General features: G+C 70.3%; 15 protein-coding genes. 8 read left to right on the top strand and 7 right to left on the bottom strand.

All coding sequences use genetic code 11. From position 1 onward, the window contains the following. Positions 1-1,300: 1,300 nt before the first annotated feature. Positions 1,301-1,711, top strand: a complete 411-nt coding sequence (locus OIE13_RS35550; protein ID WP_326829336.1) for a tyrosine-type recombinase/integrase — start codon at positions 1,301-1,303, stop codon at positions 1,709-1,711. 40 nt (positions 1,712-1,751) lie between these two features. Here OIE13_RS35550 and ychF read toward each other — a convergent pair whose 3' ends face one another. Beyond that, positions 1,752-2,840: a redox-regulated ATPase YchF gene (ychF, locus tag OIE13_RS35545; protein WP_326644732.1), complete on the bottom strand. Its 1,089-nt coding sequence runs from the start codon at positions 2,838-2,840 to the stop codon at positions 1,752-1,754. A 264-nt stretch (positions 2,841-3,104) separates the two neighbouring features. Between ychF and rmuC the strand changes: the two genes are divergently transcribed. Both rmuC and OIE13_RS35535 read left to right on the top strand, forming a co-directional pair. After that, entirely contained in the window at positions 3,105-4,409 is a 1,305-nt protein-coding gene (gene rmuC / locus OIE13_RS35540; protein ID WP_326830336.1) for a DNA recombination protein RmuC, read from the top strand. Positions 4,410-4,535: 126 nt separating this feature from the next. Then, the gene (locus OIE13_RS35535; RefSeq protein ID WP_326644733.1) at positions 4,536-5,060 is read left to right on the top strand and encodes a DUF6542 domain-containing protein; all 525 of its coding nucleotides are present in this window, start codon (positions 4,536-4,538) and stop codon (positions 5,058-5,060) included. 188 nt (positions 5,061-5,248) lie between these two features. On the opposite strand, the gene OIE13_RS35530 is transcribed toward OIE13_RS35535, so the two are convergent. Continuing rightward, entirely contained in the window at positions 5,249-6,217 is a 969-nt protein-coding gene (locus tag OIE13_RS35530) for a 4-hydroxy-3-methylbut-2-enyl diphosphate reductase (RefSeq protein ID WP_326644734.1), read from the bottom strand. Between the two features lie 111 nt (positions 6,218-6,328). Between OIE13_RS35530 and OIE13_RS35525 the strand changes: the two genes are divergently transcribed. Next, complete coding sequence (locus OIE13_RS35525; protein WP_326829335.1) at positions 6,329-7,606, top strand: hypothetical protein; 1,278 nt, start codon at positions 6,329-6,331, stop codon at positions 7,604-7,606. 27 nt (positions 7,607-7,633) lie between these two features. Beyond that, complete coding sequence (gene xseA / locus OIE13_RS35520) at positions 7,634-8,842, top strand: exodeoxyribonuclease VII large subunit (protein WP_326644736.1); 1,209 nt, start codon at positions 7,634-7,636, stop codon at positions 8,840-8,842. Here xseA and OIE13_RS35515 read toward each other — a convergent pair. Then, positions 8,820-9,290 (bottom strand): GNAT family N-acetyltransferase, encoded by a 471-nt coding sequence (locus OIE13_RS35515; protein WP_326644738.1) that lies wholly within the window; start codon positions 9,288-9,290, stop codon positions 8,820-8,822. The genes xseA and OIE13_RS35515 overlap by 23 nt on opposite strands. 149 nt (positions 9,291-9,439) lie before the next feature. Here OIE13_RS35515 and OIE13_RS35510 point away from each other — a divergent pair, with 149 nt between their 5' ends. Next, complete coding sequence (locus tag OIE13_RS35510) at positions 9,440-9,670, top strand: exodeoxyribonuclease VII small subunit (RefSeq protein WP_326644740.1); 231 nt, start codon at positions 9,440-9,442, stop codon at positions 9,668-9,670. Positions 9,671-9,798: 128 nt separating this feature from the next. Here the strand turns inward: OIE13_RS35510 and OIE13_RS35505 are convergent, their stop codons facing one another. Together OIE13_RS35505 and OIE13_RS35500 are read right to left on the bottom strand one after the other, a co-directional pair. Continuing rightward, positions 9,799-10,332, bottom strand: coding sequence for a DUF4245 domain-containing protein (locus OIE13_RS35505; protein WP_326644742.1), 534 nt, complete (start codon positions 10,330-10,332; stop codon positions 9,799-9,801). A gap of 38 nt (positions 10,333-10,370) precedes the next feature. After that, positions 10,371-10,976 (bottom strand): TetR/AcrR family transcriptional regulator, encoded by a 606-nt coding sequence (locus tag OIE13_RS35500; protein ID WP_326644744.1) that lies wholly within the window; start codon positions 10,974-10,976, stop codon positions 10,371-10,373. 82 nt (positions 10,977-11,058) lie between these two features. Between OIE13_RS35500 and glpX the strand changes: the two genes are divergently transcribed. Then, the gene (gene glpX, locus OIE13_RS35495; RefSeq protein WP_326644746.1) at positions 11,059-12,093 is read left to right on the top strand and encodes a class II fructose-bisphosphatase; all 1,035 of its coding nucleotides are present in this window, start codon (positions 11,059-11,061) and stop codon (positions 12,091-12,093) included. Positions 12,094-12,154: 61 nt separating this feature from the next. On the opposite strand, the gene OIE13_RS35490 is transcribed toward glpX, so the two are convergent. After that, on the bottom strand, positions 12,155-12,760 hold the full coding sequence (locus OIE13_RS35490; RefSeq protein WP_326829334.1) for a DUF1707 SHOCT-like domain-containing protein: 606 nt from the start codon (positions 12,758-12,760) through the stop codon (positions 12,155-12,157). A 270-nt stretch (positions 12,761-13,030) separates the two neighbouring features. Here OIE13_RS35490 and OIE13_RS35485 point away from each other — a divergent pair, with 270 nt between their 5' ends. Further along, complete coding sequence (locus OIE13_RS35485; protein ID WP_326644749.1) at positions 13,031-13,495, top strand: hypothetical protein; 465 nt, start codon at positions 13,031-13,033, stop codon at positions 13,493-13,495. Here the strand turns inward: OIE13_RS35485 and OIE13_RS35480 are convergent. After that, on the bottom strand, positions 13,479-15,002 hold the full coding sequence (locus tag OIE13_RS35480) for an aminotransferase-like domain-containing protein (RefSeq protein WP_326829333.1): 1,524 nt from the start codon (positions 15,000-15,002) through the stop codon (positions 13,479-13,481). The genes OIE13_RS35485 and OIE13_RS35480 overlap by 17 nt on opposite strands. Between the last annotated feature and the right edge of the window lie 26 nt (positions 15,003-15,028).

Raw genomic sequence — 15,028 nt, 5'->3', positions numbered from 1 at the left:
ACGCATCACGCAGGGCCGAAGATCAAAAACGCGGCGAGGGCGGTGGAGTGGTCGGGGGCCGCTCACCGGTAACGCATCACGCAGGGCCGAAGATCAAAAACGCGGCGAGGGCGGTGGAGTGGTCGGGGACCGCTCACCGGTAACGCATCACGCAGGGCCGAAGATCAAAAACGCGGCGAGGGCGGTGGAGTGGTCGGGGACCGCTCACCGGTAACGCATCACGCAGGGCCGAAGATCAAAAACGCGGCGAGGGCGGTGGAGTGGTCGGGGACCGCTCACCGGTAACGCATCACGCAGGGCCGAAGATCAAAAACGCGGCGAGGGCGGTGGAGTGGTCGGGGACCGCTCACCGGTAACGCATCACGCAGGGCCGAAGATCAAAAGCGCGGCGAGGGCGGTGGAGTGGTCGGGGGCCGCTCACCGGTAACGCATCACGCAGGGCCGAAGATCAAAAGCGCGGCGAGGGCGGTGGAGTGGTCGGGGGCCGCTCACCGGTAACGCATCACGCAGGGCCGAAGATCAAAAGCGCGGCGAGGGCGGTGGAGTGGTCGGGGGCCGCTCACCGGTAACGCATCACGCAGGGCCGAAGATCAAAAGCGCGGCGAGGGCGGTGGAGTGGTCGGGGGCCGCTCACCGGTAACGCATCACGCAGGGTGGGGGCGGGCGTTGGTCGGGTGTGGGTGACCGGGGGCGGGCCGGTGGAGCTCCGGGAGGGGGCAAAGCGGGTCATGGCGGGCGTGGAGGCGGGGCCGTGGTGGTGACGATCGGGGATTTTCCATGATCTGGGTGAGTTGGCACGCTGGGGGCGTGCGGATTCACCCAGATCATGGAAAGCACAACTCCGGCCCCTCGGGTGGGCCGCTTTTCGTGGTGGAAGGCCCGATTCGTCCCCGCACCCGGCCGGGGGCGACCCGTGACCGGACACCCCGCGGACCTTCGTACCCCGCACGGCGAGAGCCCCGCACGAGGCGGCGGCGAGCAGCGGCGAGGAGCGGCCCCGAATCCTGCCGCACCGCGGCGGACCCGTACCGATGAGCGGTCTTGGGCCACTCCACTGCCCTCGCTGCGCTTTTGATCTTCGACCCCGCACGACGCGACACCGACGAGCGGCCCTGAACCACTCCACCACCCTCGCCGCGCTTTCACCACGGACAACGCCGCGCTTTTCACCACGGACAACGCCGCGCTTTTCAACCGTGATCGGCTTACCGGATTCGGATACTCGTACACCACATCCGTGGACGCGACCTCGCAGATAGGCAGGCGCTACTACCTACCAGTGCCATTCAAATAGGATATTGTGATTCATATCCACCTTTATAGACACAAATCGAACATCGGGTCATGTGGTCAGGATGCGGACTGGACACACCCCATCTACAAGCCGGAGGAGTTCGTCTTCAGTGCACCGGAAGGCGGCCCGATCGTCTACACACACTTCATGGATAACGCGTGGCACAAGGCGGTGAGAACAGCGGGCCTTCCTGCGGGCACCGGGCCTCACGCGTTGCGGCACGCCTACGCCTCGATGCTGATCGCGGGCGGCGAGTCGGTGAAGGTCGTCTCCGAGCGCCTGGGGCACACGAACGCGACGATGACCTTGAACGTCTACAGCCACCTGTTCCCCGATTCGGAGGACCGGACGAGGAAGGCCATCGACACCGCATTTCAAGATCATGCGGACTCTGTGCGGACCGAGGTGGCTCAGTGAATCACCTCGGCCCAGGTCAGAGCGTGGTTTCCATGATCGCCTACACGTTGAAGCGGAACTCCACCACGTCGCCGTCGCGCATGACGTAGTCCTTGCCCTCGATGCGGGCCTTGCCGGCCTGGCGGGCGGCGGCGATGGAGCCGGTCTCCAGCAGCTCGTCGAAGGAGACGATCTCGGCCTTGATGAAGCCGCGCTGGAAGTCGGTGTGGATGACCCCGGCCGCCTCGGGGGCGGTGGCACCCTTGCGGATCGTCCAGGCCCTGGTCTCCTTGGGGCCGGCGGTCAGGTAGGTCTGCAGGCCCAGGGTCTCGAAACCCACCCTGGCCAGCTGGGTCAGGCCCGACTCCTCCTGGCCGACGGACTGCAGGAGCTCCAGCGCCTCGGCGTCGTCGAGCTCGACCAGCTCAGACTCGATCTTCGCGTCGAGGAAGACGGCCTCGGCCGGTGCGACGAGCGCCGAGAGCTGTGCCCGGAGCTTCTCGTCCACCAGTTCGTCGGCGTCGAGGTTGAAGACGTACAGGAAGGGCTTTGCGGTCAGCAGGTGCAGCTCGCGCAGGTCCTTCGGGTCGATCCCGGCGCCGGAGGCCCCGGCGTACAGGGTGGTGCCGCCGTCGAGGAGCTTGAACGCCGCCTCCGCCGCGTCGAGCACGGACTTGCGGTCCTTGTTGGTCCGAGACTCCTTCTGGAGGCGGGGAATCGCCTTCTCCAGGGTCTGCAGGTCGGCGAGGATCAGCTCGGTGTTGATCGTCTCGATGTCGCGCCCGGGGGCGACGCCGCCGTCCACGTGGGTCACGTCGGGGTCGTTGAAGACCCGGATGACCTGGCAGATCGCATCGGTGTCACGGATGTTGGCGAGGAACTGGTTGCCCCGCCCCTGCCCCTCCGAGGCACCGCGGACCAGCCCGGCGATGTCGACGAACTCGACCTTCGCCGGCAGGATCTTCGCGGACCCGAAGATCTCGGCCAGCTTCTCAAGACGCGGGTCGGGAACGCCGACGATGCCCACATTGGGCTCGATGGTGGCGAACGGGTAGTTCGCCGCCAGGGCGTTGGCGGTCTTCGTCAGCGCGTTGAAAAGCGTTGACTTGCCGACGTTGGGCAATCCGACGATGCCGATGCTCAGGCTCACGTGAGCCGAGTTTACGCGGAATCACCCACTGCTACCCGCCGCGGGCAGGTCACAGGGTGGTGGACATCCCCGTGCCCCTCGCCGACGGCGGGTTGAACTCACCCGCGCCTCGGAGCCGTCAAGGCGACTCTCCCGGATTCGGGCCGGTTCGGACACGATTCCGCATGTCCCTCGCCCGACCCCCGGCCGGGCCCAGGGCGCCTTCCGAAGGCGTGTCGGCGCGCCAGGAGTGGCCGGGCCTGGAATCATGCCGGGGTGGACGTCATGGCGCTCTCCTTCCAGCTCGCGGTGGGTCTCGCCGCGGGGCTCGCGATCGGCTTCCTGCTGGGCCGGGCGCGTGCCTCCTCGGGAGCCGCCGACGTCATCGCGCGCCTGGCCGACGCCGAGGCCCGCGCGAAGGTCGCCGAGGAGAAGGTCGTCTACATCGAGGAGCAGCTCTCCGAGCGGTTCCAGGCCCTGTCGAGCCGGGCGCTCGACGTCAACAACCTGCGCTTCCTGGAACTGGCCGAGACGAGGCTGGCCGCCAACCGGGCCGAGGCGGCCGGAGAGCTGGAGCAGCGCAAGCAGGCGGTCGAGCACCTGATCGAGCCGTTGAAGGACACCCTGGCCCGCGTCGAGGCGCAGCTGCGCGACACGCAGACGGGCCAGCGGGCCGCCTACGCGGAGCTGGCCAAGCACATCGACGTCGTCCGCGAGAGCAACGAGCAGCTCCGCGCCCAGACGAGCTCGCTGGTACGGGCCCTGCAGCGCCCCGAGGCCCGGGGCCGGTGGGGGGAGCTCCAGCTCCGCAGGGTCGCCGAGATCGCCGGGATGCAGCGGTTCTGCGACTTCGACGAGCAGGTGAGCGTCACCACGCCGGACGGCGTGCTCCGGCCCGACATGGTCGTGCGGCTGGCCGGCGGCAAGAACATCGTGGTCGATTCCAAGGTCTCCCTCGCCGCCTACCTGGAGGCCGCCGAGTCAGCCGACCCCGACCACCAGTCGGCCCGGCTCGACTCCCACGCCCGTCACGTACGCGAGCACGTGGACCGGCTTGCTGCCAAGACCTACTGGCAGGCGTTCAGCCCGGCGCCGGAGTTCATGGTGCTGTTCATCCCCGGCGAGGCCTTCCTCGCCCCGGCGCTGGAGCGCGACCCCGCCCTGCTGGAGTACGCCATGCGGCGGCGGGTCCACATCGCCACCCCCACCACGCTGATCACCATGCTTCGCACCGCGCAGTACGCCTGGCAGCAGGCGGCGCTCAGCGAGAACGCGCGGGCGATCTTCGAGGTCGGCAAGGAGCTGTACGAGCGGCTGAGCAGCATGGGGCGTAACGTCGACGCTCTGGGCCGCTCGCTGAACCGGGCCGTGGAGTCGTACAACAGGACTGTCGGCTCGCTGGAGACCCGGGTGCTGGTGAGCGCACGCAAACTCAACGATCTGGGACTGGTCGAGACCGATCTGGACAGGCCGCAGGTGGTCGAGGACCTGCCCCGCGCGCTGACCTCGCCGGAACTACTCGCGGAAGAGGAGCCAAGCTCGCCTCTCGTATCCCGTATGAACGGTAGGTTGGCCAACGACCTGCCCTGAAAACTTCCCCCGAGGCGCCGACGGCCGGACACTGGAGGCGGCGGGGTTGACGACGCGGGGGCCGAGGTCAAGGGGGCGAGTGGTGGACGAGCGAGGCGGCGTAGAGCCGGCCGGCGGGGTGATCATATGAGTGAGCTTGGCCGGGCCGCCGGCGGCATCCGACTGACCGTCCGGGGCGCGCTGGCCCTCGTGCTGGCGTCCACGCTGGTGGGCAGCGTGCTGCAGGCGCTGCTGGAGGTGGCGGCGCTGACCGGGGCGGCGTTCGTGGCCGGTTGCGTGGCCACGGCGTTGTTGGTGAACCGCAGGGACCTGCTGTCGCTGGTGGTCTCCCCGCCCCTGGTCTTCTTCGTGACCACCGTGTTCATCGAGGCGGTCCGCTCCCTGTTCGCGTCCACCCCCATCCAGGCCTTCGGCCTGGGCATGTACACCGCGCTCTCGCAGGGCGCCCCGTGGCTGTTCGGCGGCTCGCTCCTGGTGCTGGTCATCGCCTGGCGCCGCGGCCTGACCCGCTGCGTCCGTGAGCTGCGCGACGAGCTCAGGGTCGGCAGGGCCTCCGTTCCCGCCCCGAGGAGCGGCGACACCGCCTTCGCCCCCGAGCCCGAGGGGTACTTCGAGCCCAAGGTGTACGGCACACCGCGCGAGGGCGCGTAACCGCCGGTCAGTAGATCTCACAGACGGCCGGGTCCCTACAGGGCCGGACATCCGCAGCGGGTCGTACGGCGACATCGTGCCCATCCGAACCCTTCAGGCGGCAGGGCACCGAAGCAGGGCACCCCAAACAGCAAGGGCACCCCGACAGCGGGGCGCCCTTGAGGAGGCGACTGATCGGACCGGCGCGGTCAGATCGTGGCGCGCAGATCCTTGCGCAGCTCGTGCGGGAGCGCGAAGCGCACGCTCTCCTGGACGGACTCGACCTCTTCGACGTCCTCGAAGCCGTGCCCGGCGAGGCGGGCCAGAACCTCGGCGACGAGCTCCTCCGGCACCGAGGCGCCGCTCGTCACACCGACCGTGGTGACGCCGTCGAGCCAGGCGTCCTCGATGAGCGAGGCGTCGTCGACGAGATAGGAGGCGTCGGCCCCGTGGTCGAGGGCGACCTCGACCAGCCTCTTGGAGTTGGAGGAGTTCTCCGAGCCGACGACGATGACCAGCTGTGCCTGTGCGGCGATCTCCTTGACGGCGACCTGGCGGTTCTGGGTGGCGTAGCAGATGTCGTCACTCGGGGGGTCGATCAGGTTCGGGAAGCGCTCCTTGAGCCGGGAGACCGTCTCGACCGTCTCGTCCACCGACAGCGTGGTCTGCGACAGCCAGACCAGTCGCTCGGGGTCCTTGACCCGCACGGTGCCGACCGACTCCAGACCGTCGACGAGCTGAATGTGGTCGGGTGCCTCGCCCGCGGTGCCCTCGACCTCCTCATGGCCCTCGTGGCCGATGAGGAGGATGTCGTAGTCCTGGGAGGCGAAGCGCCGGGCCTCGTTGTGCACCTTGGTCACCAGGGGGCAGGTGGCGTCGATCGTCTTGAGGCTGCGCCGGGCGGCCTCCTGGTGGACCGCCGGGGAGACGCCGTGGGCGGAGAAGACCACGATGGCCCCCTCCGGCACCTGTTCGGTCTCCTCGACGAAGATCGCTCCGCGTGCCTCCAGCGTCTTGACCACGTGGGTGTTGTGGACGATCTGCTTGCGGACGTAGATCGGGGCACCGTACTGCTCCAGCGCCTTCTCCACGGCCTGAACAGCACGATCGACCCCCGCGCAGTAACCGCGGGGCTTCGCCACCAGTACGCGTCGGGTCGCGGGGGTCTTCGAAGTCATGCTCTTATGCTACGTGGAGACGCCCGCGAGACAGCCCAAACGCCCCACAAGCTCATGCGGCACAGTCTTGCCACACTAGCCTTCTCGATACAGACCTCCCAGGGAGACGACATGTCAGTCCCCGACATCATTCGCAATGTCACACAAAAGGCAAAAGACCTGCCGCTGCACATGTTGCAGACCGCGCTGAGCGGGGTAGGCCAGGCCCTGCTCCTCGGCGACCGCGTACGGTCCAAGATCAAGGGTACTTCCGGCCAGGGGGAAGAGCCCGACGGGGCCCGTGAGGCGGCGAACGGCCAGTCGACGGAGACCGGCGAGAAGGCCACGGACCAGGTGGAGAAGCCCGCCCGCCGCGCGCCCGTCATCTTCGCACCGCGCCCGGAGAAGGCCGCGGACAAGCCGACCGCCGCCGAGAGCAACGGCGCCAGGACCACCCACGAGCCGGTCATCTTCAGCCCCGCCAAGCCCAAGGCGGCGGAGCCCTTCGCCGCCGAGGCCAAGGCAGCGGAGCCCTCTGCCGCCGCCGAGGCAGCGGCCGTCGAGACCCCGGCCGCCACCCCGGAGCCCGAGTCCGCCGAGGCCAAGCCCACCGAGGCCCCCATCGCGGAGGCCACCGTCGAAGCAGAGGCCACCAAGGCCCCGGTCACCGCAGAGGTCCCCGCCGCCGCCGAACCAGAAGCCGCAGAAACCCCCACCGTCGAGCCCGAAGCCGCAGAGGTCCCCGCCACCACCGAGCCGGAAACCGCAGAAACCCCCACCGTCGAGCCCGAAGCCGCAGAGGTCCCCGCCACCACCGAGCCGGAAGCCGCGGAAACCCCCGCCACCGAGCCGGAAGCCGCGGAAACCCCCACCGAAACGAAGATCGCGGAGACCCCGGTCGCCGAGGCCCCCGCCGTGAAGAAGCCCAGGGCCACCCGGGCCAAGGCCAAGGCCGTCGAGACCGCGGAGCCCGAGGTCACCGCCCCCGAGGCCGCCCCCAAGGCCAAGGCGACCAGGGCACGCAAGACCACCAAGGCCGCCGCCCCGGCGACCGCCGTGGCGGAGGGCACGGAGAGCGATGCCCCCGTCGAGACGCCCGCGGCGGTGAAGGCCGAGGTCGAGCGGGTCGAGACCGCGAAGCCCGAGAGCACCGACGCCGCGGCGGTCAAGGTGACGGAGACCGGGGACGCGGCACCCGAGACGGCCGAGCCCTCCTCGGGGACGACCACGCCGGCCGAGCCGCTGCCCGGCTACGCGGGACTGAGCATCGCGTCGCTGCGGGCGCGGATGCGCGGCAGGACGTCCGAGCAGATCCGGGAGCTGATCGCCTACGAGCGCGCCACCTCCGACCGCGAGGCCGTCGTACGGATGTACGAGAACCGCCTGGCCAAGCTGGAGGCCGCGGAATAGTCGCCTCCGGCGCGTAGGCTCCCGGCCATGAGCTCGAACACCACCCCTGAGCAGCCCCTCCCGGTTCGCACGGTGTTGCAGATGGTCGGCGGCTGGATCGGCAAGCTCGGCACCGTCTGGGTCGAGGGACAGATCACCGAGCTGACCGCCCGCGGCGGCACGGTGTTCCTGACGTTGCGTGACCCGGTGGCCAACGTGTCGGCCCGGATCACCTGCCCGCGTGGTGTCTACGAGGCGACCGTCCCCCGGCCGGTCGACGGCGCGAGGATCGTGGCCCATCTGAAGCCCGATTTCTGGGTCAACAAGGGCTCTTTCGCGTTCACCGCGTTGGAGATGCGGCCGGTCGGGGTCGGCGAGCTGCTGGCCCGGCTGGAGCGGCTGCGCCGGTTGCTCGCCTCCGAGGGGCTCTTCGGCGTCGACAGGAAGCGTCGGCTGCCGTTCCTGCCGGGTACGGTCGGCCTGATCTGCGGCCGAGACTCGGCCGCAGAGCGCGACGTGCTGGAGAATTCGCGGCGCCGCTGGCCGGCGGTGCGGTTCAAGGTCGAGTCGGTGGCCGTGCAGGGGCCGTACGCGGTCGGCGAGGTCACCGAGGCGCTGCGCAAGTTCGACGCCGACACCGAGGTCGACGTCATCGTGGTCGCACGGGGCGGCGGGTCGATGGAGGACCTGCTGCCCTTCTCCGACGAGGCACTCGTCCGGGCGGTCGCGGCGTGTCGCACACCCGTGGTCAGCGCGATCGGCCACGAGCAGGACAATCCGCTGCTCGACCTGGTCGCCGACGTGCGCGCGTCCACGCCCACGGACGCGGCGAAGAAGGTGGTGCCGGATGTCGGTGAGCAGATGACACTGATCCGCCAGCTCCGGGACCGGGGCCGCAGGGTGGTGGGCGGCTGGCTGGACCGCGAGACGGCCTGGCTGGCCGCGGCCCGCTCCCGCCCCTCCCTCTCCGACCCGGTGCGTGAGATCGAGCGCAGGGCCGAGCAGGCCGAGCAGCTCAGGGACCGGGCACGACGTTCCCTCACCGGTTCCCTGGACCGCGCCGGCGATTCGCTGGAGCACCTGCGCGCCCGCCTGATCTCGCTCTCTCCCGCTGCCACGCTGGAGCGCGGCTACGCGATCGTGCAGCGCCCCTCGGGCGATGTCATACGGCTCGCGAGCGAGGTCTCCCCCGGCGACGAGCTGACCGTGCGCTTCTCCGACGACCGGGTGCGGGTCAGGAGTGATCCCGCCACGTGAGCGCGGGATAGCCGTTGTCGACGAATCCCAGCCGCCGGTAGAGCGGCTCGGCGTCCGAGGTGGCGTGCAGGTCGACCCTGCGGACCCCGCTGTCGCGGTACCACTTCAGGAGGGCTCCCATGATGGCCTGGCCGTGCCCCCTGCGCCGGTGGCGCGGGTCGGTGGTCATGCCCTGGATGTAACCGTAGCGACCGTCGGGGAGGCTGGGGCCGGGGAAACGGTCGAAGATGAGGCCGATCCCGCAGGCCGCCAGCCCCCTTTCCGGGGAGTCCACCACGTAGACGGCGGTGTCGGAGCTGCCCAACCGCTCTTCGAGGTTCTCGGCGTAGGCCCTCTGCCACTCCTCCTCGATGGGGAGGCTGCCGTCCTGGGCCATCCGGTCGGCCAGGATCTCACGGAGGCGCACCAGCTCGGGGATGTCCCCGGCGGTCGCGTCACGAACGTTCACCTGGGCATTCTTCCAGCCGTACGTCCCGGCGGAGCGACCGGGGAGGGGCCTTGCCGATCACACCGTCGCGGGTGGGCGCCGCGAGCCGGTGGCGATCCCCGGTACGGCGCGGCGTCATCGGGTGGACGTCACGACTTAAGGTGGGGTGCGTGGCCGATGAGAAGAGACCGTCGTACGAGCAGGCGCGCGAGGAGCTGACCGAGGTGGTCCGCAGCCTTGAGGCGGGCGGGCTCACCCTGGAACAGTCGATCGAGCTCTGGGAGCGCGGCGAGAAGCTGGCCGCGGTCTGCGAGGAGTGGCTTCAGGGTGCCCGGGTGAAGCTCGCGGCGGCCATGGCTCAGCGGCGGCACCCCGACCCTGCCGGGGAAGCGCCTTTCTAAGGCGTGTTCCAAGGTCCGGCGTCTCTGCCATCAGGGACTGAAAGGTCCCTGCGGGGAACAGGCGTCCCGGCCTGGGGAGAACAGGTCAGGGTTCGGCGGGCCCCGGCGGGCGACGAGGCCCCGAAGAGCTAGGAGTCGTTCCTCGGCTGCCGCTTGAGGGAGCCCGCCAGGGTGGACAGCTCGTCCCACGGGGCGGTGCCGGTGACGACGATCGTGACGTCGGGCAGGAAGCGTACGAGGGAACGCTGGTTCTTGTCCTCACGGACGCGCTGCTCCCAGGTCACGCCGTCGATCTGGACGGTCCCGGTGACCGTGGAGGTGTTGGAGAACCGGTTGGCGAACTCGGCCGCGGGCTTCTCGTCGCTCTGGGCGAGCATCGCGTGGAAGCGCTTGGCGGTGGCGAAGCCGAGCTTCCAGGTGGTGGCGCCTTTCTCGCGGGTGCTCCGGGAGCTGTTCGGGACCCACCCGGCGGCGACGGGCTCGGGGGCCCACATCTGGAAGGGCGCCGTACGGCGCAGGTCGGCCAGCGCGATCGAGTAGTCGACCCTGGGGATGTGCTCGGTCCTGCTCTGCGGTGTGACCAGCAGGAACAGGCCGACAGCGGCCAGGCAGACCGCCATCGCGACCACGTAGCCGTAGAAGCCCTGAGTGAACTTTTGCACGACTGTCGACACTATCCGTTCAGGGAGGTGGTCCGGCCTCAGGGGCGGCGAATCTGGGCGATGATGGCCAGCACGTCCTCGGCGAGCGCCCGTGAGGCGTCCTCGTCGTCGGACAGGGCAACCTCGGAGACCGCGGCGGCGAGCGCCCCGGTGAGGACCACGACCAGCGCTCCCTCGTCCCCCTCGAACAGAGCGGCGTTGCGCTTGGCCCACTGCCGGAGCCGGTCGCGCACGATGACCTCGAACCCCGGCGGCCCGTCACCACGCAGGAACAGCGCGGAGATCTCCCGCTCGGCCAGGCAGCCCTCCAGGTAGGCGCGGGCCCCGGCGATGAACAGCCGCATCGGATCGCTCTCGCCCGCCGCCCTGGCCTCACCGACCGCCTGTTTGGTCCGCTGGGTCTGCCGGGCCTGGAACTCGTCGAAGAGCGTAAGGTAGAGGTCGGCCTTGCCGGAAAAATGGTGGTAAAGGCTGCCGACGCTCGCCCCCGCGCGGGCGACCACGTCCGTGACCCCGGCCTCGGCGAACCCGCTTGTGACGAAAATCTCCCTGGCGGCGGACAGAAGCGCGACGCGCGTGGCGGCTCCTCGCTCGGAGGTCCGTCCGCCCACGCCTTTCACCAGCCGTTCTGTGTCGCTGCTCATGTTGGGCACATTATCCTCCGCCGACCGCTCAGAGGGGCTCCAACTACGATCGTTGCATTATCCACGAGAGGGGTTTCCCACCATGTCTGATCAGACGTCCGTTCCCGCCGCCCTCGCCACGGGCGAGCACGCCCCTGATCGCAACCTCGCCCTGGAGTTGGTCCGCGTCACGGAGGCGGCCGCGATGGCCGCGGCCCGCTGGGTCGGGCGGGGTGACAAGAACGGTGCCGACGGCGCCGCGGTGAACGCGATGCGCCAGCTGATCAACACGGTGTCGATGCGCGGCGTGGTGGTGATCGGCGAGGGCGAAAAGGACAACGCGCCGATGCTCTACAACGGTGAAAACGTGGGTGACGGCAGCGGCGCGGCGTGCGATGTGGCGGTCGACCCGATCGACGGCACCCGGCTGACCGCGCTCGGCATGCCCAACGGGATCTCGGTGATCGCGGTCAGCGAGCGCGGCTCGATGTACGACCCGTCCGCCGTCTTCTACATGGACAAGCTGGTCACCGGCCCCGAGGCCGCCTCGTCAGTGGACATCAACGCGCCGGTGGCCGACAACATCGCCGCGGTGGCCCGCGCCAAGGGCGGCGAGCCCTCGGACGTGACCGTGGTCATCCTCGACCGGCCCCGCCACGAAAAGATCATCCAGGAGATCCGGGAGACCGGTGCCCGGATCAGGCTCATCACCGACGGCGACGTGGCCGGTGCGATCATGGCGGCCCGGGTGGGCACCGGCGTCGACCTGATGCTCGGCATCGGCGGCACGCCGGAGGGCATCATCGCCGCGTGCGCCCTCAAGTGCCTCGGCGGCGTCATCCAGGGCAGGCTCTGGCCGCAGGACGACGCCGAACGCCGCCGGGCGCTGGACGCGGGCCTCGATCTCGACGCCACGCTGAGCACGGACGACCTGGTCAGGTCCGACGACGTGTTCTTCGCGGCCACCGGAATCACCGACGGTGAGCTGATGCAGGGCGTCCGCTACCGCGCGGGGCGGGCCATCACCAATTCCCTGGTCATGCGCGGCCGTTCCGGGACGATCCGGAAGATCGAGAGCGAGCACCAGCTCTGGAAGCTGCGGGCGTACAGCGCGATCAACTTCGACAGCGCCGGCTGAGGAGGGGCGACCAACTCCGACAGCTCCGGCTGAGGAGTGGCGACGGCGCCGGGAGCGGTGGTCAGCGGCGAAACCAAGGGCGGCGAGGGCGCTTGGGGGACTTGGCCACGATGTTCCCGAGCGTGACGACGCCGGTGATCTCGATGACCGGGCCGTCGGGCGAGGCCGGGGGGACCTGATTCTTCTTGCCCCCCATGAAGGATGAGGCGGGCATCTCGATCCGCACGCCCTCGGGGACGATCAGGGTGAGGGTGCCGCCCACCACGGTGACCTGCAGGGTCACCCGGCTGGACTGAAGCACTGCCTCGCACAGATCGAGCTTGACGTTGGCGCAGATCGCGGTGGCGGAGAACCTGGTCGGCACGACCCAGCGGCCCGTACGCTCCTCGGAGCCGAACAGGGCCGTCACCGGGCCGACGTCGATGCGGAGCGGCTGTGCCTCCGGTGGGAGCAGGTCGGCGGTGAGTGCGGAGAGCTCGCCCAGCGTGCGGGCGCGGTAGAGCGCGTCGGTGCGCTCGTCGTGCTCGTCGTGGCTGAGACGTCCATCGGCGAGCGCGTCGCCCAGCACGGCGGCCACCCTCTCACGGTCGACGTCTCCGGCCCTCAGGTCGGCGGGACGTGGCTCGGGGCTGTTATGACGGGTGGCAGGGGGCCGGGGACTCTCCACATCTCGACCATAATCCCTGCCGGGGCTCCGGCGGCGTCGCCGGGTCACCGACATGCTCCGGAAAAGCGAGCAGCGGGCGCGGTGGGCTCAGGTCGTCGCCCCCGAGCGCTCCATCGATCCGTTCCGGCCCACTGCAGGCCCCGGCCTCCGGCCCACCACAAACCCCGGCCGGGTAGGCGAACCCGGCAGGTAGCCGGCCATTGACCGCCGGGTACGCCGCCCCTACTCTGACGGGAATCTGAACCCCCCTCATGTTCTCTGGAGGTCGGCGTGCCCCTCCCACGTGACAGACAGGCGCGCGTGGCGACCTGGGCGGCGTTCTTCGTCCAGGGCCTCTGCTTCGCCACCCTGCTCACCCATGTGATCGACCTCCAGCACAGGTTCGGGCTCAGCGACGGCGACCTCACCCTGGTCCTGCTGCTCGTGCCGATGATCGCCGGTGTCGGCAGCGCGATCGCGGGCCTGCTGGCGAGCCGGTTCGGCGTCGGCCTGTCCATCATCGCCCCGCAGTCGTTCTCGGCCGCCGGGCGCCTCGGCGCCGGGGCGGAGACCGCGATCGCACGGGTCAACATGTTCAACTACGTCGGCTTCCTCGTCGGCGCCGCCGTGGTCGGCACCCTCAACGACGAGGTGAACATCCGCGTGGCCTTCTTACCCGCGGTGGTCCTGGTGGCCCTGATCGTGTTCCTGGCCAGGGGTTTCCAGCCGGAACCGGAAGTCACCGCGCGCCCCTAGGCCCTGGTCCCAGGGCACCCGCGAGGGCGCGGATCGTCTGGTCGGCGCGGTGTACGGGCAGGCGGGCGAAGCCCATCAACAGCGCGGGCGGGCCGGGGGCGTAGCGCATCGGACCTACCGGCTCGACCGCCAGCCCGCATTCCTCCGCCCTGTCCGTCACCGATGCCTCATCCCAGCCGTACGGCAGCTCGGCGAGCAGATGGAGCCCGGCCGAGACGCCCCGTACGGTGATCTCGGGCAGGTGCTCGCCGAGGGCCAGCACCAGGGCGTCGCGCCGGGAGCGGTACTGCCGGCGCATCCTTCTCAGGTGCCGGTCGTAGTCGCCGGTCGCCACGAAGTCGGCCAGGACGTACTGCTCCAGTACGGGCGAGCCCAGGTCCAGCTCGCCGCGGGCCAGCCGCAGCGACTCGGCGATCTCGGGCGGAGCGACCACCCAGCCCAGGCGGAGCCCTGGGGCCAGGGACTTGCTGACGCTCCCGATCAGGACCACCCGGTCGGCGGCCAGCCCCTGCAGGCAGCCCACCGGGTCGCGGTCGAAACGGAACTCCGCGTCGTAGTCGTCCTCCAGGATCATCGCGCCGGTCGCGGCGGCCCACTCGATCAACTCGGCGCGGCGGCGGGGCGAGAGCACGACCCCCGTCGGGTACTGGTGCGCGGGAGTGAGCATCACCGCCCGCGCCCCGGTCCGGGCCAGTGCCCCGACATCGATGCCCTCGTCGTCCACGGGGACGGCGACCAGGTCGGCTCCCGCCGCGCGGAGCAGCGGGAGCTGGCGCACCCCGGCCGGGTCCTCGACCGCCAGCAGGATCCGGCCCGGGGAGGACACGGAGTGCGCGACCCGCTGGACGAACCAGTCGAGGTCGTGGCGCGCCCGAACCCGGGGAAGCCTTCCCGCGAGCGCCTGAACGGTGAGGCTCAGCCCCTGCGCCACTCCGCCCACGATGACCAGGTTGTCGCAGATCACATTGGCCGCCCGGACCCTCCCAAGGTAGGCGGCCAGCTCCTCACGGAGGATGGGAGCGCCGCCGGGGTCGCCGTAGTCCAGGGCCTCGACGGGCAGCGCGGTGAGCGTACGCCTCATCGAGGCCAGCCACCGCTCCCTGGGGAACGCGCCCAGGTCGGGCGCGGTGGAGCGGCGCCCGTGATACGACTCGCGGTCCTTCGCGGGGCTCGCCGGCCCCGGACCGGCGAGCGGGGGCGTGTTGTCCCGCGGCCGGAAAAGGCCACCGGGAACGGCGCTGGAAACGGCGGTGGGGCGGCCCGCGGCCGGGGCCACCGTGGTGCCCGCCCCGGTCCTGGAGATCAGGAAGCCCTCGGCGACGAGCTGCTCGTACGCCTCGACCACCACGCCCCGGGAGAGCCCCAGGTCTCTGGCCAGCTCGCGGCTGGCGGGCAGCCGGACCCCGGCGGCCAGGCGTCCGCGCCGTACCGCCTCGCGGAGCTCGCGGGCGATCTGGGCGGCGACGCCGCCCGCCGCACGGTCGACGATGAGATGCAGATCGGCCAATTGGTCCTCTGATTCAACGCTCCATT

This window comes from Streptosporangium sp. NBC_01810, from assembly GCF_035917355.1.
Taxonomy (GTDB): domain Bacteria; phylum Actinomycetota; class Actinomycetes; order Streptosporangiales; family Streptosporangiaceae; genus Streptosporangium.
The sequence above is the reverse complement of the archived record's forward strand: the minus strand, read 5'-3'. Positions and strand labels throughout refer to the sequence as shown.